Raw genomic sequence first — 26,250 nt, forward strand, 5'->3', positions numbered from 1 at the left:
GTCATTCTATTGACCGCAAGAATGACACCAACAAGAAGAAGGATGGGAAAGGACGATGATCATCTCTGCTTCAACGGACTACCGGGCGGCGGCGCAGCGTAAGCTGCCGCCTTTTCTTTTCCACTACGCCGATGGCGGTGCGTATGGCGAGCACACGCTCAGGCGTAATACCGCCGATTTGGCGGATATCGCGCTGCGTCAGCGCATACTGAAAAATGTCTCCGACCTGAGCCTGGAAACGCAGCTGTTCGGCGAAAAGCTGGCGATGCCAGTGGTGCTGGCACCCGTTGGCCTGACTGGGATGTACGCCCGACGCGGCGAGGTTCAGGCTGCCCGTGCGGCGGCACAGAAGGGCATTCCCTTTACGCTGTCTACCGTCTCCGTCTGCCCGATTGAGGAGGTCGCACCGACTATCGATCGGCCGCTGTGGTTCCAGCTCTACGTGTTAAAAGACCGTGGCTTTATGCGCAACGTGCTGGAACGCGCGCAGGCGGCAGGGATCAAGACGCTGGTGTTTACCGTGGACATGCCGACGCCGGGCGCGCGCTATCGCGATGCCCATTCCGGCATGAGCGGCCCGAATGCGGCGATACGCCGTGTGTTGCAGGCGATGGTACATCCACAGTGGGCATGGGATGTCGGCCTGAACGGTAAACCGCACGATTTGGGGAATGTCTCCGCCTATCGCGGCACGCCGACAACGCTGGAGAACTATATCGGCTGGCTGGCCGAGAATTTCGATTCCTCTATTTCGTGGCAGGATTTGGCGTGGATCCGCGAGATGTGGAAAGGGCCGATGATCATCAAAGGTATCCTCGACCCGGAAGATGCCAAAGAAGCGGTGAAATTCGGTGCAGACGGCATCGTGGTCTCCAATCACGGTGGTCGACAACTGGACGGCGTGCTATCGACGGCACATGCGCTGCCTGCTATCGCCGATGCAGTGAAAGGCGATATCACCATTCTGGCAGATTCCGGTATTCGTACCGGATTGGATGTGGTGCGGATGATCGCGCTGGGCGCGGACGGCGTGATGCTCGGGCGCGCGTTTGTCTACGCGCTAGCAGCGGCGGGCGAAGCGGGCGTGGTTAACCTGCTGAACCTGATCGAAAAAGAGATGCGTGTGGCGATGACGCTCACGGGTGCCAAATCCATTGCCGACATCACCACAGACTCACTGGTGCAGGCGACCCGGCGGCGATTGGATGGCCTGTAAGCACGGATGATGCGGCGAGAGGCATTTACCGTCTCTTCGCTGCGTTTCCCGATGGCTTTTGAATCGTCCCCTGAACGTTGATACCCTTTACGCGATAAGACCGTGTTGTGGGGGCAGTAAATGGGCGGACGAACGATTGCCGTGGTGGATTACGATCCACAGTGGGCGGAAAATTATGCAACGGCGGCAAGGGAACTCACGCTGGCGCTCGGTGAAGTTGCGGTAAATGTGCATCACATCGGTAGCACGGCCGTGTCTGGGCTATCCGCTAAGCCGGTGATTGATATGCTGCTGGAAGTAGTTTCGTTATCCGCTTTGGACAGGTTCGATCATGTCATGGTCGATCTGGGCTATCACCCTCGTGGCGAAAATGGGATCGCGGGGCGTCGTTACTATACTAAGGGCGGCAATGATCGTACGCATCACCTGCACGCCTTCGTGGTGGGTGACGAGCTTATCCAGCGGCACCTGGCTTTTCGCGATTATCTGCGGGCAAACCCAGCCGTATGTGCCGAGTACGCGGCAATAAAACGTGCCGCTGCACTGGCGTGTGACAACGATGCCGCTGTGTATAGCCAGTTAAAAAATGACTTTATTGCCACTCATGAGGCGCTTGCCTAGCCATTTCCTCAGCACTATGCGCTTTTTCCTGTATTGCAAACGCCCCACTTCGTTCTATATTTCGAGGGCAGATTGAACGAAGGGGAAATCGTTGTGAATATTAAAGGGCTTACGAAGGGATTCTTCATCCTTATCTTATTTATCGTCACGCTGGCGTTTTTTGACATCCTGGCACCGTATTATTCCGCCATCTTATGGGCGGCGGTGTTGGCCATTATCTTCCATCCGCTGAAAAGCAAAATTCGGCAAAAATTAAACGATCGCAACGGCGTTGCTTCATTGCTGACCGTCCTGATCATCTTCCTGCTCGTCTTCATTCCATTGGGGATCATTGTTTCCTCGCTGGTGGTTGAAATTAACGGGGTTTACACCCGATTGCAGGACAGCAATACGCAATTCCCAGTGGTGCTGGCGGAGCTGATTCAGCATCTGCCGAAGTGGGCGCGACATTTCCTCGCGGAACACAATCTGGATAACGCCGCCAAAATACAGCAAGAGCTTTCTCAGGTTGTGCTGAAAGGTGGGCAATATCTGGCGGGAAGCGTGCTGCTGATCGGCAAAGGGACATTCACCTTCTTCATCGGTTTCGGGGTGATGCTCTACCTGCTTTTCTTCCTCCTGAAGGACGGTGCCTACCTGGTCAACCTGATTCTGGAATCGCTACCGCTTTCCACCCATGTTAAGCATCACCTGCTGGTGAAGTTTGCCGCGGTATCGCGGGCGACGGTGAAAGGCACCGTAGTGGTGGCGATTGTGCAGGGTACGCTGGGCGGTATTGCGTTCTCCATCGCAGGAATAGAAGGCAGCCTGCTGTGGGGCTCGCTGATGGCGTTCCTGTCGCTTATTCCCGCGGTGGGGTCGGCAATTATCTGGGTGCCTGCCGCTATCTTCCTGTTCGCGACGGATATGCTTTGGCAAGCCATCTTCATTGTCGCGTTCTTCGTGCTGGTGATTGGGCTGGTGGATAACATCCTGCGCCCGCTGCTGGTGGGGAAAGACACAAAAATGCCGGATTACCTGATTCTGATCGCCACGCTGGGCGGTATGGAAATCTACGGCATTAATGGTTTTGTGATTGGCCCGCTGATTGCTGCGTTGTTCATTGCCTGTTGGAACATCCTCTCTGGTCGCGATAATCAGGAGAATATTGAAGGCATCGACGAAGATTTTATCGAGGAAGGTCGCCAGCATCAGAGTGTGGCGAAGTCGGAACAGGATGAGGCGCTAGAGGGTCAGGAGGCTGAACGTAAGACCACGGAGTAAGTTCGCTGCGAGTAATGATATCTGATCATGAGTGAGAGGAATTGGCACTGGTTTGGCTGATTCCTCTTACGTCCAACTCTCTTGCCCTTCGGGCGTGATCCACACGACGCCTGCGGGCGCTTTGGCGAAGAACCACAGGCCAAATTCGTCGACATCATCCAATTCATCATCGGACATTTCAGATGGAAAGGCATGGCGGAGTTGGTCGACCTGATATTTCGGATCGCCTTGCAGATAGTCTCCCTGACTGGCAAGCCTGATTCTGCCTTCCGCGATGAGCCGTTCCAGCAACGTAAAAAACAGCGCCTGACGCTGGGCGTAGGTTCTGGGATTACCCCGACACTCCACCGCGATATGTTGCCATATCGCGCCCATAGACAGCCCGTATACGCTAGTCGCAACAGCATCGTAAATGTCGTTGTCGTCCATATTCGCTTCTCTCTTCAGCATGCTCGCTGGTTCAGCGCGTTGGGTCATACGCCTTTGCCTCGGCGTCCCACGGTATGCCGCGATCGTCAACCGCGACGTGCCATTCACAGTGTGTCAGGGCGGCGCGGATTTCGGATAAACACTGGCACCAGTGCTGTACGCTAATCCAGGTGGCTTCTTCATTGCTATCGGGGAGTTTGGTCGAGCCTGAGAACACGATGCCTTTTCTGAAAACGTTACCGATTTTCGCGTTGAGGGTGAAATTAAATGATTCCCAGTTTATGCCGTCGCCGGTCGTCAGATATTTCTCAATATGTTCATTAACGGAATGGCGTTGGACAATCTCCTTCACGGCAGATATCTCTTTTGGGCTCAGGGATTTTTTACGTCGTGCGGTGTAATAGAGAGAAATTGCCACGTTGCCTCGTTTATCATTAGTGTTTAAGGTGAGGTAATGCTTTAAGGTGAAGTAATACAACGTAAATTTTCGAATAAAAAGCGGCGTAAAATAATCAGGATGTTCTGATTTTATAAAGGTAAGGGATGGTTATGTTTGGGAAAATGCTTCTTATAGGAATAAGTGCGGTATTCATCAGTGGATGTTCGGTTGCGACTTATAGTCATAAACTGGAGGATTATCAGGGCGCTGACCGCGTCGGTATGACGTTCGATAACCGCAATCTCGACTATGTTCGCGTTTATCCGACGACCGACAGATGTATTAATATTGATGCACCAGAAAATGGCTATACCAATAATGCGTTTGGGTTCCAGACTAAGCTCAATAATAAAGAACTCGGCTTCCCTGAAATCCCAGAAACGCCAACGATGATTCGTGAGTTTTGGGTCAGCGCGCAACACAATATTGCGGTAAGAATGATTGCTGCCAATGGTGGATTTAGTACCGTCACGTTTAAACCTGTGGTCGGGAATTACTATTACGTCACTGGCGCATTTGCCGGACCTTATTCGCCACGCCGCCTCGAAGTCTATGAAGTATTCAAGACTGAAAAAGGCTACTACGACCGCCGACCGGTCAAAGATTTGATGCTGAAAAACTGCGGCCAATTCTCTTCCAGAATGCAGAAATTTTAATGCTTGGCCAGACAGTGACGCTGTCTGGCCGTCTCACCGAACTTACGTTAACTGTTTTCCAGAAAACGTACCGGCATACCATTCATCCATCACCGACAGCAGGTTTTTCACTTCTTCGACGGTCAGGCCGTAAGAATCCGCGTTTTCATGAGGTTTAACGACAAGCAGCGGAACATCGGCACGCGTGTGCAGGTAATCGAACTGATATTCCACCTCGGTGTTGTAAAACAGGCTTCCGCCAACGTTTCCGGCCTTACGTAATTGCTTGATCTGTTTATCTTGTGCGTTCGGATCTTCTGCCCAAATCAGGAAATCACGCAGCGGCTGCGTTTGGCGCGAAAAATCATCACGCGTGAAGCCGAAATAGGCATAGCGCTTTCCTACTACTAACGCAATTTTGCTCTTATCGTCAGTAATTCTGACGTTAAAAGATCGCTTATCCACGGTGCAGTCACGAAACTGCGGTTTGTAATCACAGGCAGAAAGATTCTCGGCTTCATACACTTCGTAAAGACGCATTGTGGCGTATTTATCGAAGGTGGTGAGCGCCTGACAGCCGGTTAAGGCAAGAAGGATGAAGGGGAGGACGAGATAACGCATGTCGGTTGTTTTTCCCTGTTTTGTTACGGGTGAGGATGTTCCTGAGATGATACTGGTGATTTGGTGGATCGATTTGTACTGCGATGATGGGACTATATTCCCATTTTTGATGGGATTGTAGGAATACAGTCCTATTTTGTTGTGAGATTGACCGTATGGTGGCGAAATCTAAAGCGAAGATTAAGGATAAAATTCAGCCGTTTATCATGCATTTCTCTCATTTTTCACCAGCGCCAAAACCTCTGCTCTCTTCTCCGGTGATAGCGCCAAAAATGCCAGCATCATTTCGGCTAACTCATCGTTCTCTGTATAGAAGTAGGCTAGCGGTACGTCTAGTGCTTCTGCCAACTGCTGGGCAGTTTCAATACTTGCTTCGTGGACGCCTTTCTCATAGCGATTGATGCGTGTACTAGCAACGAATTCATCGATACCAGCAGCGATGCCGAGCTTTTTCTGCGATAAGCCTTTTGCCAGGCGAGCCTGTTTTAGCCGTTGGCAGAAAATGTCATGGTAATTTTGTCTTGTCATCATGACTACGAGAATCGTAGTTTTTTCTTGAGCTAGATACTACGAATAACGTAGTATTTGTAGTGCATGTTCCTGTTAATGATGAACAGTTAGGAGGATAGATGAAAAAGGATTGGCACAAAGCGGATATCATTGCTGCCTTACACAAGAAAAGCACGTCAATGGCCGCGCTTTCACGTTCTGTAGGTTTGAGTTCGTCAACGCTGGCAAATGTATTAACGCGACCTTGGCCTAAAGGAGAATGGCTTGTTGCAGCCGCACTTGGCGTGCATCCTGCTGAAATATGGCCGAGTCGCTATTATGACATTGAGGGGAGTTTACTTGATCGAAAGTCGAAGATAAGGGGCGATAAGACGTAATGAACGTCTGGTAGATTATTTATTTTCCAGCGAGTTGAGTAGTGCCGTTTGCTCTGCTGTGGATAACTCTGCGAATGCCAGAATCATTTTTGCCAGATTATCATCAGCGGCATAGAAATACGCTAGGGGAACTCCCAGCGCTTCAGACAAACGGCTGGCGGTGACGAGATTGGCTTCATGCACCCCTTTCTCATAACGGTTAATTCGGGCACTTGCTACGAATTCATCAATTCCGGCTGCAATACCCAGCCCTTTCTGAGACAGCCCCCTTAACAATCGGGCATCCTTGAGACGTTGACTGAAAATATCACGATGTTGCTGACGAGTATTCATAACTACGATATTCGTAGGTATGAAAGGTCTTAGATACTACGTATATCGTAGTTATTGGTTGGTGATAAAAACTCGCCTTCTCAGAAGGCGAGTTTGGTTGAATCGACCATTCGGTGAAAGCCAAATAATCTTTTAATGAACTCAGTTCTTTACTCGCTACATATTGATTTGATGGCACCTACTTTGAGGAAAGAAACGGCTTGCGTGTTTGAGATGCTGATTGAGGGGCTAAATCGCTTTCGATTAAATTGGGGGTAGAATACAACACTTGCCTCAGTATCATCAGATGATAATATGAATGTTCATGTATAAATACATAGTTATAGATTACAGGTTAAGTACCAATGGCAATAGGTTTTTATAAAACCATGTCAGAGGTTGATGGCCGAAAACGCTGCGTCATCGGCATGATGACTGCTGAAACACTTGGAGTCTCTGTGTAGTAGATGTAAATAGTATTACGCAATAAAATAAATAGCTTTTGTGGCAAGATATCACAGATTTATTGTCTTAATTTAGGAGCTAGGATGAGCCTGCAAGAAAAATTTCAGATAATAGCTAAAGGTTGGGTTGCAGCGACACAAGAGGGATTTACTAATAACCCAATTGCGAATTTATTGAGGAAAGAGTTAAAAAAAGAAATAGAAAATATAGTTGGTCAGTTCGATTCTAATTATGAAGTAGAGGCTAGTGCTGGAGCAGGAAATTGGGCAAATGTTCCTTGGGTATCTATTCTTAACCCAAAAATTACAAGTACCACTCAAGAAGGAGTCTATCCAGTATACCTTTTTAAATCTGATGGTTCAGGGTTTTATTTGTCTCTAAACCAAGGCACAACAAGTCCAGCTAAAAAATGGGGAAAGAAAGTCGCCGAAGAACGCGCTGAATATATAAAAAAACAGCTATTAAAAAAATTCCTGGCTTAGAATATTGGGGCGTTAAGGATATAAATTTAAAAGCAAACACACCTCTTGGTAAATCGTATGAAAAACCAAGTGTTATCGCAAGATATTATTCTACTGACAGTGTTCCGTCTGACGAAATTCTCAAAAATGATTTGTATTCATTACTGAAATTCTATAGAGAAATCGAGGGGATAGAACTCGAAATGCAAGATATACCTACCAAAGAAAAATTGAGTGTAGCAGATAATAGTACTATTCCCCTCCCCAAACCTTTCCTTCTACTCGCCGGTATCTCCGGCACGGGGAAATCACATTTTGTTCGTGAACAGGCGATAGCGACGGGGAGCCGTGAAGAAACGTATTGCTTAGTTTCCGTCCGGCCGGATTGGCATGAACCCAGCGATTTATTAGGTTATACCACCCGTTTGAATAACAATGCCGAGTACGTCACCACTGATGTGTTGCGCTTTATTGTTAAAGCATGGAAAGCCATCGCAGAGACCGATGTGCAAATCGCAGGGAACAAAACGGCAGGCCACCGTGATGATTTGCAGGCAATACCGCCGTATTGGCTATGCCTGGATGAAATGAATCTCGCCCCTGTTGAGCAGTATTTCGCTGACTATTTATCCATACTGGAAACCCGCGAATGGGAATGGGTCGATGATAAATTTACCTACGAGTGCAAGCCGCTGTTAAAAGACTCGGTGATTACGTCACTTTCTCCTGATAGACAGAATAAATTGTGCGCTGAGCTGGGGTTAGATCCGGTTTCCGAACTGTGGCTCGAATTCTGTCAGCACGGGATCGGAATTCCATTCAACTTACTGGTGGCGGGTACGGTAAATATGGATGAGACCACGCACGGTTTTTCCCGTAAGGTGATTGACCGCGCGCTGAGTTTTGATTTTGGTGATTTCTTCCCTAACGATTTTGATGACTATTTTTCACCCACCATTATCCCGAAAAAGCTGTCCTATCCCATTTATTCACATGCCGCGAAGAGCCAAAGTCGGTTGCCAAAAATTGATGTAGATGGCAAGAAAAGCATAGCCTTTTTACAGTCGCTTAATACCGTGCTGGACAATACGCCCTTTAAATTGGCCTATCGTGCCTTAAATGAATTGCTGCTGAGTGTGATCAGTCATCAACCTGAAGACGAGATTCAGTTACAAGCTGTTTGGGATGATTTTTTAATGTGCAAGTTATTACCGCGTATTGAAGGTGATAGTGATAAATTAGCTCAGCACGATATTGATGAATCACTGCTCATAAAGTTATCTCGTATTTTAGGCACAACGCTGCACGACATTTGGAATGAACCAACAGATTTGTCTAGCGCCAGACCCGATTTTTACCGTGAAAAGCAACAAGGTGGCGCAACGATTATCATTGCCTGCCGTAGTCGCGCTAAAATTGAGTGGATGCAAAATAAGCTTGCGCAATCCGGCTTCACCAGTTTCTGGCCATAACCCATAAGGCGGTACGAAATGCCCGAATTATTGCGAGTACAAACTGAGCATTTTGAACTGTCGATTTGGTGTAATGATATCGCTAAACGGCAACAGGTTTACCGTAACACGCTGGCTAAACGCGCTCAGCATGCTGATGCTCTTCATCCCTCGGTTGGGAATAGGGTGGGCTCGGCGGTGCGTTTTTCCCCTGCGATTGATTTGCAGGAAGTGGCAGTTCTGGATGACACGCTGATCTCTGAAACGTTGGGCAATGCCCCTCGTGTGCAGAGTGAGTCGATCACTCTGCGGGAACCTTTGTTTTTTGAAAATGCGCAATATCAGTTTGAGTGGGTGTTTTTCAATGAGGTGGAGAAAGCCGGCTTGACCCACCGCGTAAGGCTGGTGAATGAAGGTTTTCGCTTTGCAGCAAAGAAACGTGATATTCCCGCTCGCTTAACGGGCACTATCAATACCGGTAATGATGTCGGTTGGATGCGCCTGCCGCTTAGCTATCGCCTTGCAGGTCAGGACTATCGGTTTACTCTCGCTTTTGAAGTGTTGCCGACCAAAATGGATTTACACCGTGATTTGTCTGAGATGTATCGCGTACTCGACAGCAATTATCCGCTATGGCGTTTTAGTCTTGCCGAAAAAACGGAGCAAGATGCAGAGCAAAGCAAACAGCGTGGTGATTTCCCATTACTTTGGTTGGCCAATTTCACGGCGCTGAGACAACGTTTAGAACAAAGTTTAAAAATTATCAGTCAGGCTCCTCATCGCCGTCTACAGCCCAACGTTTCATTTGTGCGTGCGGATCGTTTAAAAGGCCGCTTACCTCATCGCTTAGCCGAAAACGTAATTAAAGACCTTGAAAAGGGCCTGGTCGATAAGCGCTATCGCGTTGAGAAAAAACACTTGAGTGTGGATACGCCAGAAAACCGTTTTATCAAGATGGTGGTAACTCAGTGCAAAAATCGATTAGCCGAGTTTGAAACCAAGCTGCGAAAAAGTAATCAGGCACCTGAAAATCAGCGTCTTTCTGACTCGTTCCTCACTGAAATTGGCAGTTGGCAAAACCCATTAAGCAAAATGCTTAACCACAGTTTTTTACGTGACGTTGGCGTATTTGATGGCTTGGCTAAATCATCGCTTGTGCTGCAACAAAAAACGGGATACAGCGCGGTATATCGTATTTGGCAAGAGCTTAAATGCTACCTGGATGTTTTTGCTAATCAAACCAGTATTTCGATGAAATCCGTTGCTGATATTTATGAAGTGTGGTGTTTTCTGGCACTGCGCAATATTTTAGTCGACGATCTTGGATTTAAGGATGTCACCCCTAGTCGCCAAGCCTTAGTATTAAAAAATGACTTTGAATATCAGTTAAAAAATGGCTTTGCGGGCGCATTTGTCTTTGAACGCGAGGATGGTTTAGTGGCGAGATTGGCTCATGAACCTATTTTTAGCCCAAAAAGTAACGATATTCGTTCTTATTTTGTCTCTCATAGTCCCGATATTGTCTTGAAGGTCGAGTTCCCTACGCCGAGCGATAAAAGATTTATTTGGCTGTTTGATGCAAAGTACCGTATTAAAACAAAGCCGAGCCAAGTGGCTGGCAGTGATGTGCATGAACACGATATTGATAACATCGATTTCGTGCCGGACGATGCCATTAACCAAATGCACCGTTACCGCGATGCGTTGATCCGTATTACGCAAGACAAATCATCCACCGTGGGCCAGAAAAGTCGCCCAGTGTTTGGTGCGTATGCCCTCTATCCCGGATTTTTTAACCAAAACGTGGAAGATAATCCTTATCTTGATGCGATTTCTGAGGTGGGAATTGGCGCGTTTGCACTTCTTCCTAATGACGATGGGCAGGTTGGGTGCCGCTGGATTGTTGATTTTCTAAAGCATCAGCTTGGTGTTGCGGGAAATTATTACAGCACGCAAAAATTACAAGAACGCTTATATTTGCAAGAAGCAGCACGGATCCCTTATTACGGGATGGGGCAAATGCTTTATCCCGATTTAGTGATGACGGCATCCTTGGGTGGCACGAAGGGACGAACCAGTAAGTATTTTGATAATTTTGAAAACGGCAAATCAGCGTGGTATCACACAAGAGTTGAGACATTTAATGCGGCGATGAAAAAGTCAAAAAACCACGTAGTCGCAGAAATACGTTATTTAGCCATCGCCTCAACGAGTGGTGTTGATCATCACTGGAAGTCTATTAAGAAAGTATGGCCCGTTAAAAGCCAAAAAATCGTTAAAAGGAATGAACTAGACGTTGAGCAAACGGGAAAGTTAAGTGTCGATACTTATGACTGCATTTTATTTGAATTAGGTAAACCACTGACGTTAAGCACACCGATTGAAAACGTTCCTCACCGGCCGATCCGTAATTCGATGAAGCTAACAACATTGGGTGCACTGGAGGAGGCTCAGCAATTTAATACGGTGAAAGAGGTTTATGAGGAAGCATTGACCGTATTGCATTCAGGAGAGGGTGAAGGGAAATAACGCGACAAAAACGCTCTGAGCGTTGTATCTAATACTGGTCACTTATCAGGCATAGTATGAGCGCACCTTGCGCTCTTCAAAATAAGCATCCAAAAGAATGCCTCGCCCATTCAAAATGGGTATCACCGTGTCCAAATTCTATAAAAATGCTCAATATGGACATATTGGTGTCCCTGGCTGGCGATATACAAGAGTCGAGAGCGAAGGTTACTCAGGTTTAATAGGTCTACACTAAGTTACTTATAACGTAACAATCTGTAGACCTTTCTCTTGCGCAGGTCTAGTGTCAGGTCTACACTACATTACTTATTTGGTGATGTAGTGTAGACCTATGACTAAATCTGATGAGCTACTAAACGTATTTTCCAAAGCGGTGAACGCTGGCGGTGGCATTCACAGTGCAACAGAGCTGGCTTTTATGCAGGGTGTGCCATGTGACCCAGCCTTTAGAAAGTTCCTAGCCGATTGCGTAAAGAAGGGATTGCTAAGACGAGTGGTGAAAGGCTTCTATGAAAGTGTTATTACACCACCTGAGCCTGAGACTGCCATTTATAAAATCATCAAAAAGTTGCGCAGTGGCGTATTGAACTACATCAGTTTAGAAAGCCAGCTCAGTCATACCGGTGATATTTCACAAGTTGTGATGGGTAGAGTCACGGTAGTGACTAAAGGTCGAAGTGGTTGTTTTGATACGCCTTATGGCGTGATCGAGTTTACCCATACTAAAAAGCCAGTCGAGCAAGTTGCACCTAATTTGTACTATGACCCTGATATTAAAATGTATCGCGCATACAAGGAACAAGCGATTGCAGATCTAAAGCACTGCCAGCGCAATCTACATATGTTGGAGAGCTAAGTATGGGGAAGTGTGGGAGATAACGTATGCTGAAGCAACAAATTCGCCAAATCGTCCAGTCAAACCCTGACTATGCCGCAGTGACACCCGTCATAGAAAAAGAGATCTTGCATCATGACATTATAGATGTGCTGATCAAACAGGGTGTCATGCAACGGTTAACGTTTATTGGCGGCACCTCATTACGAATGTGTTACAACAGTAGCAGGCTATCAGAAGATCTTGATTTCAATGGTGGTCATGATTTCAAGCCCTCAGCATTTGAGGGGCTGGAATCCGAGATCCAAACCTATATTCAGAACAAGTATGAAACCGAAGTTTGGGTAAACAAACCTTCTGGCGAGCGGCAAGGGGATACCGTTTCTTGGAAAATTAGTATCGTAAAAGAAGCGAATCGTCCTGATTTGCCACGGCAAAAAATGCATATTGATGTCTGTGCTATTCCATCATTTGATATTGAAAAGCGCCCGCTAATCAATCATTACGACATTGTTGTACCGACTGAAGGGATCTTGGTTCCGGTACAATCGTTACAAGAAACACTAGCCGATAAGCTGATCGCGTTAGCGTATCGGGCAAGACGTATAAAGCCTCGTGATATCTGGGATATTGTTTGGATTAAGCAGCGCGGCATTGATCTATCCAAAACACTGGTTGAAAAGAAACTCACCGCCAGACACAAGCAAACAGATGACTTTCGACAAGCGCTATCTATTCAGTTAGCTAAGTTAATGTTGCAAGATGAAGTCCGTGACGACTTTAATATGGAAATGAGCCGCTTTATCCCTAAGCAAATTAAAGAGAGAACCCTCGATAATCCCGAATATTGGGATTATGTTCAGAGAGAGGTACATGCCATCACGTCTGAGTTATTGAATGACGTAACACCAAAAAATCCATTTGATATGGGTTAACCCATGTTTTTCTTCCACTGTCATAAAACAAAAAAGGCCATGATTTACAATGGCCTTTTTATCCTGACGAGACTTAGTGAGACAACGCGAGATCGCGTGAATCTTTATTCGATATTCTGAATCTGTTCCCGCATTTGCTCGATCAGCACTTTCAGTTCAATGGCTGACGCGGTGACGTCGGCGTTGATGGATTTCGAGGCCAGCGTGTTCGATTCGCGGTTGAATTCCTGCATCATGAAGTCGAGGCGGCGGCCGACGGCTTCTTCTTTTTTCAGGATTTTGTAGGTTTCTTTGACGTGAGCGTCGAGGCGGTCGAGTTCTTCGGCGACATCGACGCGCTGTGCCATCAGCACCAGTTCCTGTTCCAGACGGTTATTTTCCAGCTGTACCTGCGCATCTTCCAGCTTGCTTTGCAGGCGTTCACGCTGCCATAGCAGGATGTTCGGCATCTGGGCACGGACTTTGACGACTTCGGCGCTGACGCCAGCCAGACGCTGTTCGATCATCCCTTTCAGCGCATCACCTTCGCTTTCGCGGGCGGCGATGAAATCATCCAACGCGCCTTCTAGCGCGGTCAGCAGTTCGGCGCTGATGGCGTCCAGATCCTGCTCTTCCGCCGACATCACGCCGGGCCAGCGCAGGATATCAACTGGGTTGATTTCCCCTTCGTCGCTCTGCATTTTGACCCAGTTGGCGGCATTAACCAGCTGTTTCGCTAGTTTTTCGTTCAGGATCAGCGCACTTTGCGCGCTCGGGTCGAGCTCAAAACGCAGGTTGCATTCGATTTTGCCACGGGTTAAACGGGCGCGAATGCGCTCACGTGCGACAGGTTCGAGGCTGCGGAATTGTTCTGGTAAACGAAGATAGGTTTCCAGATAGCGCTGGTTAACGGAACGCAGTTCCCAGGCTGCGCTTCCCCAGTTGCCCTTGATCTCTCGGCGGGCGTAAGCGGTCATGCTGCGAATCATTGGTGCATACCTGTAAAGCAAATGATGAGAAGGATTATAGCGTTGAGTCCGGCGCAGGGGATAGAAAAAACCGCCTGCCCGGTGCCACCCATCGGGAATCAGGCGGCGTAAAGTAAGGCTTCGTTCTGTCTGGCGATGTCGCGACAGCGGTTTTTCATCATCTGTTTTAACTGCAGTGTCGCCTGTGACTGTGGGTTGTCACGGCGGCTGATCAGCGTGACTTCAAAAGGCAGCGGCTGATCGATAGGGACGATCTTGAGCTGGTCAGCATAGCGACAGGCGGTAAAGAGATCGACGATGCCCGTTCCGCCGCCCGCCAGCACCATGTCGGCAATCACCGAGTAGGTTTTGATGTAGAGCGACGCCGCTGGCTGTAGCGCTTTGTCGCGCAGCGCACGGTGTAGCACCTGACCGAGCGGATCCTTATGCTGCATCATCAGCAGATTGTTGTTGCACAGCCATTCCAGCGAGACAGGGCCGTTTATCGGGCTGTCTTTCGGCAATAGGGCAACCATCGTGGACTGGAACAGCGGTTCTGCCAGCAGCTCGGACGGCACCTGCTGACCAAAGATCAGCGCGAAATCGAGCTGGTTTTGCAGGATGTTCTGGCACAGCGTGCTGAAGTGCTCGGTGACGAGTTCAACGTTAACCAAGGCTGCCTGCTTATGAAATTCCACCAGCGTTGGCGCCACGATCATTTGTCCGAACGCATGTGCCGCGCCCAGCCGTACGGAGTGGGCCTTGCTGGTTTTGATTTGTTCAGTGAGTGAGCTGATGCTTTGCAGATGGCTGAAAAGCTCCTGCACTTTCGGTATCAGGCGTAGCCCTTCTTCGGTGGCGATCATTCCCTGTGTGCGACGTTCAAACAGGGAAAAACCGAGCTGCTGCTCTGCGTGATTCAATACCCGGCTTACGTTCGGCTGCGAGACGTTGAGTAAGCGGGCAGCGCCGCTGATGGTACCTGCCTGAACAATGGCCTGGAAGATTTCAATATGGCGTAGTCGCATGAGTGCAGGCTCCGGCTGACGCTTTCTGGTGAGCGTCGTATGAGTAATAATCAAAATGCCTGCAATTATTACGCCAGTTTCTAATTTCGTTCCTGCCCGCCCAGCGGCGTTTCTTAATAATAGCCTTGCACAATTATGGTGCACAATGCTCCATAATTGTGCGCAATGGTCGAAAATGGTGCAATTCGACCTGGATAGGTAGGGCGGCAGATTTAGCGATAGATATCGGCGACGGGGGCTTCTCCCACGTAACCGTAGCCGCGGTACATCCCTTCGCTGTTAAACGGCAGGGCGATGTTGCCCGCTTTATCGACGGCAATTAGCCCACCGCTGCCGTCCATTTGCAGCAGTTTCTCCATGACGACGCGATCGCTGGCCTGCTGTAGCGTGAATCCGGCATATTCCATCAGCGCCGAGACATCATAGGCGGCGACGGCACGCATGAAGACTTCACCAGTGCCGGTGCAGGAAACGGCTACCGTCTGGTTATTGGCGTAGCAGCCTGCGCCGATGATCGGGCTGTCACCCACGCGGCCGGCCTGTTTGTTGGTCATGCCGCCCGTTGAGGTTGCTGCCGCAAGATTCCCCGCGCTGTCGAGTGCGACCGCGCCGACGGTACCGAATTTACGGTCGGGATCGATAGGGTCGTTCTGGCCGTCATGGTCGAGGATGACGCGGCCTGAACCTGCCTGCGCGTTATAGAGCTGCTGGCGGCGTTCGTCGGTGGAGAAAAACGCCGGATCAACCATCTCCAGACCGTGCTGCTGTGCAAATGCCTCTGCGCCGTCGGCGGTAAACATCACATGCTGGCTGGCTTCGAGTACGGTACGCGCGGCCAGAATCGGGTTACGGATATGGCTGACGCAGCTTACCGCGCCGGCATCCAGCGAGCGTCCGTCCATAATGCTGGCGTCCAGTTCGTGGGTTTCCGCGTGGGTGAAGACCGAACCGTGTCCGGCATTGAACAGCGGACACTCTTCCAACAGGCGAACGGCTTCCGTTACGGCATCCAGTGCGCTGCCGTTTTCAGCCAGAATGCGCTGTCCGCTGGCGACAATCTCGGACAATGCGGCCAGGTAGCGCTGCTCTTTTTCAGCGCTCATAGCCGAGCGGGTCAGCGCACCTGCGCCACCGTGGATCACAATCACGGGTTTCGTCATGCGATAAATTCTCTTTTCAATCGGTTTACGCCCCAGAATAAGGGGCGGATAAACTGGAATCAGTTTTGCGTTGTCGCCAGATAGGAGAAGGCACCTAGCAGGCTGGTGATTTCCCGCATGCTTTGCGCCGTATAACCTACGGTTATGGCATCCAAACGTTCCACATTCGGCAGCAGACAGAATAGATCGGCCAGTACCGGTTTTGCCACCATCAGTTCGAGGCGGTAGGGTGCCTGAATCCGCGAGTTCAGCGTCCGGTGCGCTTTTTCCACCGCCACTTTTGCCGCGTCACGAATCACCTGACGCGACTGTTCGGTGCTGAGGGATTCGGCCGCGTGCTGCGAAATCGCGCGCTTGACGCAGGCGTAGTCGGTGGCGGGGTAGTAGCGGGCGATCCAGCTCTGGAGCGTGTCGTCACCGCTGACCAGCCAGAGCGGCGTCTTCTGTTCCACACCGGCGGCAGCGTAGATGTCGCTCTCGCCCATGATTTCACCGTTGATGCGCACGCGGTAGAACGCACGACCGTTGATGGTATGCGACAGCACGCCAAACTCGCCTGCGGCGCTGTGGTAGCCGATGAACATCAGGCCATCGAACTGCTGTTGCTCCAGCCCTTCTACCATCGAATAGCCGCGCGGTTTGCCCTGTACCAGTCGGGCGCGAGCGTCGATGTTCTCCGCACGCAGATTGACCATTGCCGCATGGCTGTCGGCGACCACCACCTCTGTTGCGCCACCCGCGAACGCACCGTCAATCGCGGCGTTCACTTCCTGCTCCATCAGGCCACGTGCCAGTTGATATTCCGCGGTGCCAGGACTGCACTGTTCTGGGCGCATCACGCCAGCGATCCCTTCGATATCAGCAGAGATAAACACTTTCATCATCAGTTTCCTACGGGAGAATTTGCTTATGGATAAAGAGTCGCAGCCAGCCTGTCCAACGCCTGTGGTAGCGTCGGACGATGATGGCCGCGAAAACCAGTCACGGCGTCTGCCTGAAGCATGGCGTCGAGTACAGCGTGTTCGGTGGCGTCGGCGGCGGCGCTTAACAGCGATTCAAGCTGCGCATCCTCCGGCGGTTGCGGCTGCGGGCAGGTGGAGAATGCGACGGCGATATCGCCGGAACCGTGTCCCCAATAGCTGCCGAGCCGGCCTAATCCTGCACCGGCACGCTTGGCGATACGCTTGAGCTGGCGGGCATCAAGCGGGGCATCCGTCGCCATGATAATGATGATCGATCCGGCATCCTGCTGCGGTGCGAGCTCGGGCAGGATAGGCGCGATAGCGTCGCCCATCTGCACGCCGTCCAGCGTCAGTGAGGAAAGCGTGCCGAAGTTTGCCAGCACCAACACGCCGAGCGTGGCGTTCAATTCGGGAATCAGGCGCGATGCGGTGCCGATGCCGCCTTTCAGACTAAAGCAGCTCATCCCGCGGCCGGCACCGACGCTGCCGCGTGCGAAGCTATCTGCGGCACTGTCCAGCGCCTGTCGCGCCATGTGTTCCGTCACCGCCAACGCCTGAATGTCGTTCAGCCAGCCGTCGTTGCACTCCAGCGCCAGCGGGTTCACCGTCGGCAGCGTGCGGCCCAGTTCAGGATTGCGAGAAATGGCGTCGCGTACCAGCGTGGTAAACAGCGTGCCGGTTGCCAGCGTATTGCTGAGCAGGATAGGCGTTTGTAGCACCCCCAGCTCCTCGATCTGTACCAGTCCGACGGGTTTAGCGAAACCGTTCAGCACCGCCGCGCCGCAGGGCAGTGGCTGGGTAAACAGGTTTTCGCCGGGCGGCACAATCGCCGTGACGCCGGTTTGCACTTCCCCTGCTGCCAGCGTGCAGTGGCCGACGCGTACGCCTGCCACATCGCTAATGCTGTTATGCGGTCCGCTAGCCGAACGCGGCGTACCCAACTGCCGCGTCGTTTTCCAGCGCTGTAGCAACAGCGCCTGCTGTTGCTGGTGATAGTCGTTCATCGGGTGATCGCCGCGCATCGCCTTCCTCAGCTTTTCAGTTTGGGATCGAGCGTATCACGCAGCGCATCCCCAAGCAGGTTAAACGCCAGCACGGTGAAGAAGATCGCCAGACCCGGGAACACGCTGACGTGCCAGGCGCCTGCCATCATCAGGCTGCGGCTCATCGCCAGAATATTGCCCCATTCTGGTACGTCCGGTTCTGGGCCAAGGCCGATGAAGCTCAGGCCTGCCGCGGTCAGGATGCTGGTGCCGATACGCATGGTGAAATAGACGATCACGTTAGGCAGCGTGCCGGGCAGAATGTGGCGCATCAGCACGATGCGATCCGGCGCACCGGCGCAGCGTACCGCTTCCACATAGGCCGCCTGTTTCAGCGACAGCGTAGAGGCACGCACGATGCGGGCGAAGACCGGTACGCTGAAGACGGCGACGGCGATGATCACGTTATTCAGGCCAGGGCCGAGGATGGCGACGACCGCAATCGCCAGCAGCATGCCGGGAAAGGCGAACAGCACGTCGGAACCGCGCATGATCAGCGTATCGACCCAGCGGCCGTAGTAGCCTGCCAGCAGGCCGAGCACGATGCCGACCAGCATACCCAGCGTGACGGAGAAAATACCGATATACAGCGAGATGCGTGCGCCGTAGATGATACGGCTCATCACATCGCGCCCGAGATCGTCAGTGCCCATCCAGTGCGCCGCTGAAGGCGGTGAAGCCAGCGCCATCCAGTCGGGCTCCATTGGGTTCCACGGTGCCAGCCAGGGGGCGAAAATAGCGACCACTACCAGCAGCAGGACGAAGCCGCTGGAAATTAGCGCCATCGGGTTACGGATAAAGACCTGAACGAAATCGCGCCACGGCGAACGTATCGTCTCTTCATCAAGCGTGGCAACGGCCACGACGGGTTCGGGAGGAAGGTTCATCGTGTCTCCTAACGTAGGCGAATCGCCGGATTGACCACCGCGTACAGCAGGTCGACCAACAGGTTAATGACAATAAATTCAAACACGAACAGCATCACCAGCGCCTGAATAACCGGCTGATCCTGCGTCTTGATTGATTCAATCAGCAGCCAGCCCAGACCCGGCCAGCTAAACACGCTTTCGACCACAATGGAGCCACCGAGCAGGAAGCCGAATTGCAGCCCCAGCATGGTGATGACTGGGATCAGCGCGTTACGCATCACGTGCTTCCAGGTGACCAGCCGATTGCGCAGCCCCTTGGAGCGAGCGGTGCGGACGTAGTCTTCCTGCGCGACTTCCAGAAACGCGGAGCGGGTAAAGCGTGCCATGACGGCCGCTACCGATGCCCCGAGCGTCAGTGCGGGCAGAATGATGTCGCTGGGTTGATTAAAGCCGCTGACGGAAAAGACGCCGAACGGCATGGCGACAAACTGAATCAGCAACAGGCCGAGCCAGAACGGCGGCATGGAAATTCCGCCGACCGCGAAGCTCATCAACGTCCAGTCCTGCCATTTGCCACGCTTGAGCGCGGACACCACGCCGATCAGCAGGCCGAGCAGCACCGACCAGACAAAGCCCGCCAGCGCCAGCCACATGGTGGGCATAAAACTCTTGCTGATGACGTCGATAACCGGCTGCTGGGTGCGGTATGTCACACCCAGATCGCCGCTGAACAGGCCGCCGAGCCAGTGGACATACTGCTGCGGCAGCGGGTCGTTCAATCCTAACTGCTGACGAGCGGCTTCCACCGCCTCAATGGTCGCGTCAGCACCGGCGTAAATACGTGCCGGGTCACCCGGCAGCAGTTTTATAAAACCGAACACTAACAGGGAGACCACCAGCAGAACCGGGATCATTTCCAGCAAACGTCGGACGATATAAGCAAACATGGCGTTCTCCCTGACCGATTACTTAAATTCAGCCTGATCGAAGATCAGTGAGCCATCAGCCAGCATGTAGACGCCGTTGAGGTTCTTGGTTTTGCCGACAACGTTGTCCGGCGAGCCCAGGAAGACCACTGGTGCATCCTGCCAAATCTGACGCTGTGCATCCGCGTAAGCGGCGGCACGTTTGTCGGCATCAGCCGTCGCCAACCCAGCGGTAATCGCTTTATCCGTTACCGAATTGCTGTAGTAGGAGACGTTATACGCAACCGGAACCCAGGACTCTGTCGCGAACAGTGGACGCAGCGCCCAGTCAGCATCGCCGGTAGACGGAGACCAGCCGTTGTAGAACAGGTCAAATTCGGCGTCTTTCGGATCTTTAACACCAAACAGCTTGGCGTTACGCATCCCGGAATCCATCGGGGTAACGGTGACCTTGATGCCGACCTGCTCTAACTGCTGCTTGAAGAACTGCGCGCTACGGATGTAGTCGGTGCGGTTCGTCGTCCACAGTTTCAGGCTCAGGCCGTTGGCGTAGCCCGCTTCTTTCAGCAGCGCCTTGGCTTTTTCTGGGTTATAGGTGTAGTTCGGTGAGGTTTGGCGTGCGAAGAACTGCACGTCCGGTGCCATCGCAGAAGAGGCAGGAACGCCCATGCCAGCAAAGCCGACTTTCAGCCAGATGTCGCGGTTGATGGCGTAGTTGAGTGCCTGACGCACGCGGATATCGTTCAGTGGCGGACGCAGGTTGTTCATCGCCAGCCAGAATTGATAAATACTCGGGTCGCGCTGAATCGCCAGCTTGCTGTCGTTTTGTACGGTGCCGATCAGATCGGAAGGCAGTGGATACACGGCATCCACCTGGCCGGATTTCAGTGATGCCACGCGGGTGGAATCTTCCGGCGTTGGGTAGAAGGTCACGCTGTCGACTTTTGGCCAGCCTTTCTGCCAGTAGTTGTCGAATTTCACCAGCTTCACGTCTTTACCCTGCTGCCATTCGGTGAACTTGAATGGGCCAGTACCGACTGGGTTCACGCGCAGCTGTGCTTCGTCTGGGTATTTCTTCAGCGCTTCCGGGCTGTGCATCACGGCAGACGGGTGCGCCAGCGTGTTCACAAAGGCACCGAAGGATTTGTTCAGTTCGATTTTGACCTGCGTCGGCGACAGCACGGTGACGCTTTGCACCATGTTAAACAGGCTGTTGCGTTTTAAGCCTTTGCTCTGATCTGCCAGACGGTCGAGGTTGGCTTTAACGGCGTCGGCGTTGAACGGCGCGCCGTCCTGGAAGGTGATGCCTTCGCGCAGCGTAATGACGAACTCGGTGGCGGTGTCGTTACTGGTGTAGCCCGTCGCCAGACGCGGCACCAGCTTCATTTTATTATCGAACTGGAACAGACGCTCGAAGATGCCGCTCTGAATGGAGTAGCTCAGCGTGTCCGAGGTATCGTGCGGGTCGAGTCCGGTGATATCGGCATAGATGGAAATGCGAAGGTCTTGCGCCTGGGCGACAGCCGCCAGACACAGTGAGAGCCCGAGGGCAACGGCAGAGCGGCGAACGAATGGCTTCATGGTTTCTCTCCTGGTCAGCTATGAACGTGTGTTGTGTTTTGTTAATACGTTGTTTTTTATGACTGTTTTATTGTCATGGCATCGTGTTTTAGGCGGCCGATTCGTTGTCGGCGACCCAGTGCTGCGGCGCGACCTCTCGGTAGCGCGTTTTGGCGACGGCCTCGCCTGCTTTACGCAAGGGTGAGGGGATTTCGCTGTCGTCAAACTGGCGTGCGCCGCGACGGGTTGGATCGGCAATCGGAACCGAAGCCAACAGGCGGCGGGTATACGGATGCTGTGGATCGTTAAACACCGACTGGCGCGGGCCGATTTCCACAATCTGGCCGAGGTACATCACCGCGACGCGGTTGGCGATGCGCTCGACGACGGCCATATCGTGTGAGATGAAAATCCACGACACGCCGGTTTTCTTCTGGAGATCCATCATCAGGTTGACGACCTGCGCCTGAATCGACACATCGAGCGCCGAAACGGCTTCGTCGGCAATGATGACCTGTGGCTGTAGCGCCATCGCGCGGGCAATCGCGATACGCTGACGCTGTCCGCCGGAAAACTCGTGCGGATAACGACGTGCATGCTCTGGCAGCAGGCCGACACTTTTTAACAGCGCCTGCACCTGCGGTGTCGCTTCTTCCAGCGATTTCACCAGCCCGTGCAGCAGCAGCGGTTCGGCGATGGTGAAGCCAACTGTCAGACGTGGGTTGAGCGAGGCGTACGGGTCTTGAAACACCATCTGCATTTCCCGGCGCAGCGGCTGGAAATCCCGCTCTTTCATCTGGGAAATCTCGTTGCCCTGAAAATGAATGCTTTCGGCTTGGCTCTGTACCAGACGCAGCAGGGCGCGTCCGGTGGTGGATTTGCCACAGCCGCTTTCCCCGACGATAGCCAGCGTTTCGCCCGGCCAGACGTTGAAATCAATCTGCTCTACCGCATGAACGTGGTGAGTGATGGTGGATAAAATCCCGCTGCGCATGGGGTAATACACGCTCAGTCCGCGAATATCCAACAGCGGCTCGGCGTCATAACGGGCGGTAACCTGTTCACTATTTTCCGGATCGGCAGCCTGCCCCAGTAAAGGAAAGCGCTTCGGCCAGAGGCTATCGCGCATGTCGCCCAGCTTCGGTACCGCAGCCAGCAGCGATTGGGTATAAGGATGTTGCGGTGCGGCAAAAATCTGTTCGACGGTGCCTTGTTCGACGATCTCGCCACGGTACATCACCACTACGCGGTCAGCGATTTCCGCCACCACGCCCATGTCGTGGGTGATAAACAGCACCGCCATGTCGCTCTGCTGTTGCAGGTCACGCAGGATTTGCAGAATGCGGGCCTGCACGGTGACGTCTAGCGCGGTGGTCGGTTCATCGGCAATCAACAGCTGCGGATCGCAGGCCAGCGCCTGTGCAATCATCACACGCTGGCGCATCCCGCCGGACAGCGAGTGTGGATAGCTTTTCATCACGCGATCGACGTCTGCGATGCGCACCTTGTGCAGTAGCTCACGGGCTTTTTTGTCCGCACTCGCGGCATCGCAAATTTTGTGGTCAAGCAGCGCTTCGGTGAGCTGATCGCCGACTTTCAGTACCGGATTAAGCGAAGTCATCGGCTCCTGAAAAATCATGGCGAGATCGCGGCCGCGCAGCTTACGACGCGCTTCTGCTTTCATGCTCAGCAGGTCATGCTGCTTGCCGTCGCGTGCGGTGAAACGGAGCGCACCACGTTCGATGTTGGCAGAGTCCGCCAGCAGCCCCATCACGGCGAGTGATGTTACGGACTTGCCTGAACCACTTTCGCCGACCACGGCGACCACTTCCCCTTTATTCACGGTAAAGGAAATGCCTTTTAGCGCCTGATGCGTGCCGGAACGGCCGCTAAAGCTGACGCTCAGATCGTCGATTTCCAGTACAGGCCTGGGGGCGTTACCGGGTGCTGTGGCGGCACCCGCGTGCATGATATCCGTCATGGTCACTCCGGTTGATGATTTAGGGTTACTGCGGTTAATAGCGTCATAGCCAAATTCGGCCAAGGTTGTAGGTCAGATAAGGCGAACTGTCGGCGGCCAGCCAGATAGGGCCGTCGAGATCGACGTGCTCGGCATCGGCGGCGACGGGCAGGGCGGCTTCCATCGCCATTGACGAGCCCAGCGTGCAGCCGACCATAATGCGCAGGCCGTGAAAGTGGGCTTCGCGCACCATCGCCAGCGCTTCGGTTAGCCCGCCACACTTGTCCAGCTTGATGTTGATCATGTCGTAACGACGGCGCAGCCCGACGATGTCGCCACTGTGGCGACAGCTTTCGTCCGCGCAGATCGGAATCGGGTGAGAGAACCGCTGTAAATCCTCGTCCTTACCGACGGGAAGCGGTTGCTCAATCATGGCGACCTGATAAGGCAGCAGAGCGGTAGACAGGCTATGTAAATCCAGCCCGCTCCAGCTCGCTCTCGCATCGATAATCAGTCTGGCGTTGGGCGCGGCGGCACGAATGGCGGCGACCTTTTCCAGAATCAGCTCGCGATCCAGTTTGATTTTCAGCAGCAGAGCGCCGTGGGAAACGGCATTGGAGGCGGCAGCGGCCATTCTCTCCACGCTGTCGAGCGCCAACGTTTGCGCACAGATCACGGATGTGGGGGGTTGAATGCCGATGCGCTGCCACAGCGTCTGTTTTTCCAATGCGGTGTTGAGCCGCCACAGGGCGCAGTCCAGCGCATTTCTGGCTGCACCCGGTGATAAATCTTTCTGAAGCTGTTCGATGGTCAGGCCGTGTTCTATTGCCTCACGGACCGCAGAGAGCTGGCGACATACGCTGTCGGCGGACTCGCCATAATGGGCAACTGGCGTACATTCGCCTTGTCCAATAAATCCTTTTTCTTCCAACGCGACGCGGATAACGGTAACCGCACGACGTGTCCCGTTTTCAGCCGCCATAGGACGGGCTAGTGGCAGATTGACCGTTTCAATTTGCATATGCCGCATCATGATTTTTTCTCATCAACGCTCAGGGGATGAACGGACTATTTCATGATGCATCATCACTGACGAATACTTGTTCATCAGTAGGGTATAACCTCAGGTTATACCATAAGTTCAAGGTATGGCTTTCTGATGCCGCTTTCCCGCAACGTGAGTGATTTCGTGTATAATGCGCGGCAGTTTTCATTGACCCACCGGAGATGAGCCATGCGCCCAACAGGCCGAAGTGCACAGCAAGTACGCCCCCTTACATTCACCCGTCATTACACGAAACACGCTGAAGGTTCCGTTTTAGTCGAATTTGGCGATACCAAAGTGTTATGCAATGCCACGGTAGAAGAGGGTGTTCCGCGCTTTCTGAAAGGCCAGGGACAAGGATGGGTCACCGCCGAGTACGGCATGCTGCCGCGTGCGACGCACAGCCGTAACTCGCGTGAAGCCGCCAAAGGTAAGCAGGGCGGCCGGACGCTGGAGATTCAGCGCCTGATTGCGCGTTCCCTGCGTGCGGCAATCGACCTGAAAGTGCTCGGCGAATACACCATTACGCTCGACTGTGATGTCTTGCAGGCGGACGGCGGCACGCGTACGGCGTCCATCACCGGTGCCTGCGTGGCGCTGGCCGATGCGCTGAACCAGATGGTTGCCAAGGGTAAGCTGAAAAAGAACCCGATGAAAGGCATGATCGCCGCCGTGTCCGTCGGCATCGTGAACGGCGAAGCGCTGTGCGATCTGGAATACGTGGAAGATTCTGCTGCGGAAACCGACATGAATGTGGTCATGACCGAAGACGGTCGCATGATTGAAGTGCAAGGGACGGCCGAAGGCGAGCCGTTCAGCCACGAAGAATTGCTCACCCTGCTGGCACTAGCCCGAGGGGGAATTGATACCATCGTTCAGGCGCAGAAAGCGGCCTTAATCGATTGATTTTATAAGCGACCAATTGGTCGCTTTTTTTATATTTGAAGACGAGGAGATGCCGTAATGAAAGCCTACCAGCGCCAGTTTATTGAGTTTGCACTCAGCAAGCAGGTATTGAAGTTTGGCGAGTTTACCCTGAAATCTGGGCGTATAAGTCCCTATTTCTTTAACGCCGGGCTGTTTAATACCGGGCGTGACCTGGCCTTACTGGGGCGTTTTTATGCGGAAGCTTTGGTTGATTCTGGCGTGGCGTTCGATCTGCTGTTTGGGCCGGCTTACAAAGGCATTCCGATTGCAACTACCGCTGCTGTCGCGCTGGCAGAACATCACGATCGTGACCTGCCGTACTGCTTCAACCGCAAAGAAGCCAAAGATCACGGTGAGGGCGGCAGCCTGGTCGGTAGTCCGTTACAGGGCCGGGTGATGCTAGTGGATGACGTGATTACGGCCGGGACGGCGATTCGCGAATCGATGGAGATCATCGGTGCACATGGGGCGACGCTGGCGGGTGTGATGATTGCACTGGATCGTCAGGAACGCGGCCGCGCCGACCTGTCCGCGATTCAGGAAGTGGAACGCGACTATCAGTGCAAAGTGATTTCGATTATTACACTGAAGGATTTGATCGCCTATCTGGCGGAAAAACCAGAGATGGCGGCGCATCTGGATGCGGTGAAAGCCTATCGTGAGCAGTTCGGGATTTAACGTTGTGAGTCAGGAGCCCGCCAGAGGTGTCTGGCGGGCTTTAATC

The 26,250-nt window shown here is 52.5% G+C and carries 27 protein-coding genes and 1 pseudogene; 13 read left to right on the forward strand and 15 right to left on the reverse strand.

The window, feature by feature from the left end:
• Positions 1–55 precede the first annotated feature (55 nt).
• The 3 genes from lldD to Q3A88_RS13655 all read left to right on the forward strand — a co-directional run bounded on the left by lldD (position 56) and on the right by Q3A88_RS13655 (position 3,100).
• Complete coding sequence (gene lldD, locus Q3A88_RS13645) at positions 56–1,216, forward strand: FMN-dependent L-lactate dehydrogenase LldD (RefSeq protein ID WP_104213002.1); 1,161 nt, start codon at positions 56–58, stop codon at positions 1,214–1,216.
• A gap of 120 nt (positions 1,217–1,336) precedes the next feature.
• On the forward strand, positions 1,337–1,837 hold the full coding sequence (locus Q3A88_RS13650) for a GrpB family protein (protein WP_317178096.1): 501 nt from the start codon (positions 1,337–1,339) through the stop codon (positions 1,835–1,837).
• A 93-nt stretch (positions 1,838–1,930) separates the two neighbouring features.
• Positions 1,931–3,100, forward strand: coding sequence for an AI-2E family transporter (locus tag Q3A88_RS13655; protein WP_317178097.1), 1,170 nt, complete (start codon positions 1,931–1,933; stop codon positions 3,098–3,100).
• Positions 3,101–3,166: 66 nt separating this feature from the next.
• Here the strand turns inward: Q3A88_RS13655 and Q3A88_RS13660 are convergent, their stop codons facing one another.
• Together Q3A88_RS13660 and Q3A88_RS13665 are read right to left on the reverse strand one after the other, a co-directional pair.
• Positions 3,167–3,577 carry a DUF596 domain-containing protein gene (locus Q3A88_RS13660; RefSeq protein WP_317178098.1) on the reverse strand — a complete coding sequence of 137 codons (411 nt, stop codon included), beginning with the start codon at positions 3,575–3,577 and terminating at the stop codon, positions 3,167–3,169.
• Positions 3,561–3,947 carry a hypothetical protein gene (locus Q3A88_RS13665; RefSeq protein ID WP_317178099.1) on the reverse strand — a complete coding sequence of 129 codons (387 nt, stop codon included), beginning with the start codon at positions 3,945–3,947 and terminating at the stop codon, positions 3,561–3,563. Before Q3A88_RS13665 ends, Q3A88_RS13660 begins: the two co-directional genes overlap by 17 nt.
• A 131-nt stretch (positions 3,948–4,078) precedes the next feature.
• On the opposite strand from Q3A88_RS13665, the gene Q3A88_RS13670 reads away from it, so the two are divergent.
• Entirely contained in the window at positions 4,079–4,624 is a 546-nt protein-coding gene (locus tag Q3A88_RS13670; protein ID WP_317178100.1) for a hypothetical protein, read from the forward strand.
• A 42-nt stretch (positions 4,625–4,666) separates the two neighbouring features.
• On the opposite strand, the gene Q3A88_RS13675 is transcribed toward Q3A88_RS13670, so the two are convergent.
• A complete protein-coding gene (locus tag Q3A88_RS13675) occupies positions 4,667–5,224 on the reverse strand; it encodes a hypothetical protein (RefSeq protein WP_317178101.1) in 558 nt (185 codons plus the stop codon).
• 204 nt (positions 5,225–5,428) lie between these two features.
• Complete coding sequence (locus Q3A88_RS13680; RefSeq protein ID WP_039498420.1) at positions 5,429–5,755, reverse strand: helix-turn-helix domain-containing protein; 327 nt, start codon at positions 5,753–5,755, stop codon at positions 5,429–5,431.
• A gap of 98 nt (positions 5,756–5,853) precedes the next feature.
• On the opposite strand from Q3A88_RS13680, the gene Q3A88_RS13685 reads away from it, so the two are divergent.
• Positions 5,854–6,111 (forward strand): helix-turn-helix domain-containing protein, encoded by a 258-nt coding sequence (locus tag Q3A88_RS13685; RefSeq protein WP_039521878.1) that lies wholly within the window; start codon positions 5,854–5,856, stop codon positions 6,109–6,111.
• 15 nt (positions 6,112–6,126) lie between these two features.
• Here Q3A88_RS13685 and Q3A88_RS13690 read toward each other — a convergent pair whose 3' ends face one another.
• Entirely contained in the window at positions 6,127–6,444 is a 318-nt protein-coding gene (locus tag Q3A88_RS13690) for a helix-turn-helix domain-containing protein (protein WP_110163123.1), read from the reverse strand.
• Positions 6,445–6,971: 527 nt separating this feature from the next.
• On the opposite strand from Q3A88_RS13690, the gene Q3A88_RS13695 reads away from it, so the two are divergent.
• From Q3A88_RS13695 to Q3A88_RS13715, 6 genes and pseudogenes are all read left to right on the forward strand, one after another.
• Entirely contained in the window at positions 6,972–7,370 is a 399-nt protein-coding gene (locus Q3A88_RS13695; protein WP_040038272.1) for an MrcB family domain-containing protein, read from the forward strand.
• 20 nt (positions 7,371–7,390) lie between these two features.
• Positions 7,391–7,477 (forward strand): annotated as a pseudogene (locus Q3A88_RS21915) (hypothetical protein); the annotation flags it as partial.
• A gap of 75 nt (positions 7,478–7,552) precedes the next feature.
• The gene (locus Q3A88_RS13700; RefSeq protein ID WP_258307589.1) at positions 7,553–8,821 is read left to right on the forward strand and encodes an McrB family protein; all 1,269 of its coding nucleotides are present in this window, start codon (positions 7,553–7,555) and stop codon (positions 8,819–8,821) included.
• Positions 8,822–8,839: 18 nt separating this feature from the next.
• The gene (locus Q3A88_RS13705) at positions 8,840–11,329 is read left to right on the forward strand and encodes a restriction endonuclease-like protein (protein ID WP_317178102.1); all 2,490 of its coding nucleotides are present in this window, start codon (positions 8,840–8,842) and stop codon (positions 11,327–11,329) included.
• 331 nt (positions 11,330–11,660) lie between these two features.
• Positions 11,661–12,185: a type IV toxin-antitoxin system AbiEi family antitoxin gene (gene abiEi, locus Q3A88_RS13710; protein ID WP_075278489.1), complete on the forward strand. Its 525-nt coding sequence runs from the start codon at positions 11,661–11,663 to the stop codon at positions 12,183–12,185.
• Between the two features lie 26 nt (positions 12,186–12,211).
• The gene (locus tag Q3A88_RS13715) at positions 12,212–13,099 is read left to right on the forward strand and encodes a nucleotidyl transferase AbiEii/AbiGii toxin family protein (protein ID WP_039498425.1); all 888 of its coding nucleotides are present in this window, start codon (positions 12,212–12,214) and stop codon (positions 13,097–13,099) included.
• A 104-nt stretch (positions 13,100–13,203) separates the two neighbouring features.
• Here Q3A88_RS13715 and Q3A88_RS13720 read toward each other — a convergent pair whose 3' ends face one another.
• The 10 genes from Q3A88_RS13720 to ycjG form a co-directional block, all read right to left on the reverse strand.
• Positions 13,204–14,067: a YicC/YloC family endoribonuclease gene (locus Q3A88_RS13720; RefSeq protein WP_010300687.1), complete on the reverse strand. Its 864-nt coding sequence runs from the start codon at positions 14,065–14,067 to the stop codon at positions 13,204–13,206.
• Between the two features lie 98 nt (positions 14,068–14,165).
• Complete coding sequence (locus Q3A88_RS13725) at positions 14,166–15,074, reverse strand: LysR family transcriptional regulator (protein ID WP_110163120.1); 909 nt, start codon at positions 15,072–15,074, stop codon at positions 14,166–14,168.
• Positions 15,075–15,286: 212 nt separating this feature from the next.
• Positions 15,287–16,234, reverse strand: a complete 948-nt coding sequence (locus Q3A88_RS13730) for an isoaspartyl peptidase/L-asparaginase family protein (RefSeq protein ID WP_233989356.1) — start codon at positions 16,232–16,234, stop codon at positions 15,287–15,289.
• A gap of 59 nt (positions 16,235–16,293) precedes the next feature.
• Positions 16,294–17,115, reverse strand: coding sequence for a M55 family metallopeptidase (locus Q3A88_RS13735; RefSeq protein ID WP_317178111.1), 822 nt, complete (start codon positions 17,113–17,115; stop codon positions 16,294–16,296).
• A 26-nt stretch (positions 17,116–17,141) separates the two neighbouring features.
• Entirely contained in the window at positions 17,142–18,218 is a 1,077-nt protein-coding gene (locus tag Q3A88_RS13740) for a P1 family peptidase (RefSeq protein WP_410522764.1), read from the reverse strand.
• 8 nt (positions 18,219–18,226) lie between these two features.
• Complete coding sequence (locus Q3A88_RS13745) at positions 18,227–19,126, reverse strand: ABC transporter permease subunit (RefSeq protein WP_014913739.1); 900 nt, start codon at positions 19,124–19,126, stop codon at positions 18,227–18,229.
• An 8-nt stretch (positions 19,127–19,134) separates the two neighbouring features.
• Positions 19,135–20,055, reverse strand: a complete 921-nt coding sequence (locus tag Q3A88_RS13750; protein WP_014913740.1) for an ABC transporter permease — start codon at positions 20,053–20,055, stop codon at positions 19,135–19,137.
• 18 nt (positions 20,056–20,073) lie between these two features.
• Entirely contained in the window at positions 20,074–21,615 is a 1,542-nt protein-coding gene (locus Q3A88_RS13755) for a glutathione ABC transporter substrate-binding protein (protein WP_100017798.1), read from the reverse strand.
• Positions 21,616–21,703: 88 nt separating this feature from the next.
• Positions 21,704–23,575: an ABC transporter ATP-binding protein gene (locus Q3A88_RS13760; protein ID WP_039316748.1), complete on the reverse strand. Its 1,872-nt coding sequence runs from the start codon at positions 23,573–23,575 to the stop codon at positions 21,704–21,706.
• A gap of 43 nt (positions 23,576–23,618) precedes the next feature.
• On the reverse strand, positions 23,619–24,584 hold the full coding sequence (gene ycjG, locus Q3A88_RS13765; protein WP_181393571.1) for an L-Ala-D/L-Glu epimerase: 966 nt from the start codon (positions 24,582–24,584) through the stop codon (positions 23,619–23,621).
• Positions 24,585–24,788: 204 nt separating this feature from the next.
• Here ycjG and rph point away from each other — a divergent pair, with 204 nt between their 5' ends.
• A complete protein-coding gene (rph, locus tag Q3A88_RS13770) occupies positions 24,789–25,505 on the forward strand; it encodes a ribonuclease PH (protein ID WP_014913743.1) in 717 nt (238 codons plus the stop codon).
• Between the two features lie 57 nt (positions 25,506–25,562).
• The gene (gene pyrE, locus Q3A88_RS13775; RefSeq protein WP_110163114.1) at positions 25,563–26,204 is read left to right on the forward strand and encodes an orotate phosphoribosyltransferase; all 642 of its coding nucleotides are present in this window, start codon (positions 25,563–25,565) and stop codon (positions 26,202–26,204) included.
• Positions 26,205–26,250 lie beyond the last annotated feature (46 nt).

The organism is Pectobacterium sp. HCp5_1 (assembly GCF_032905925.1).
Taxonomy (GTDB): Bacteria; Pseudomonadota; Gammaproteobacteria; order Enterobacterales; family Enterobacteriaceae; genus Pectobacterium; species Pectobacterium brasiliense_A.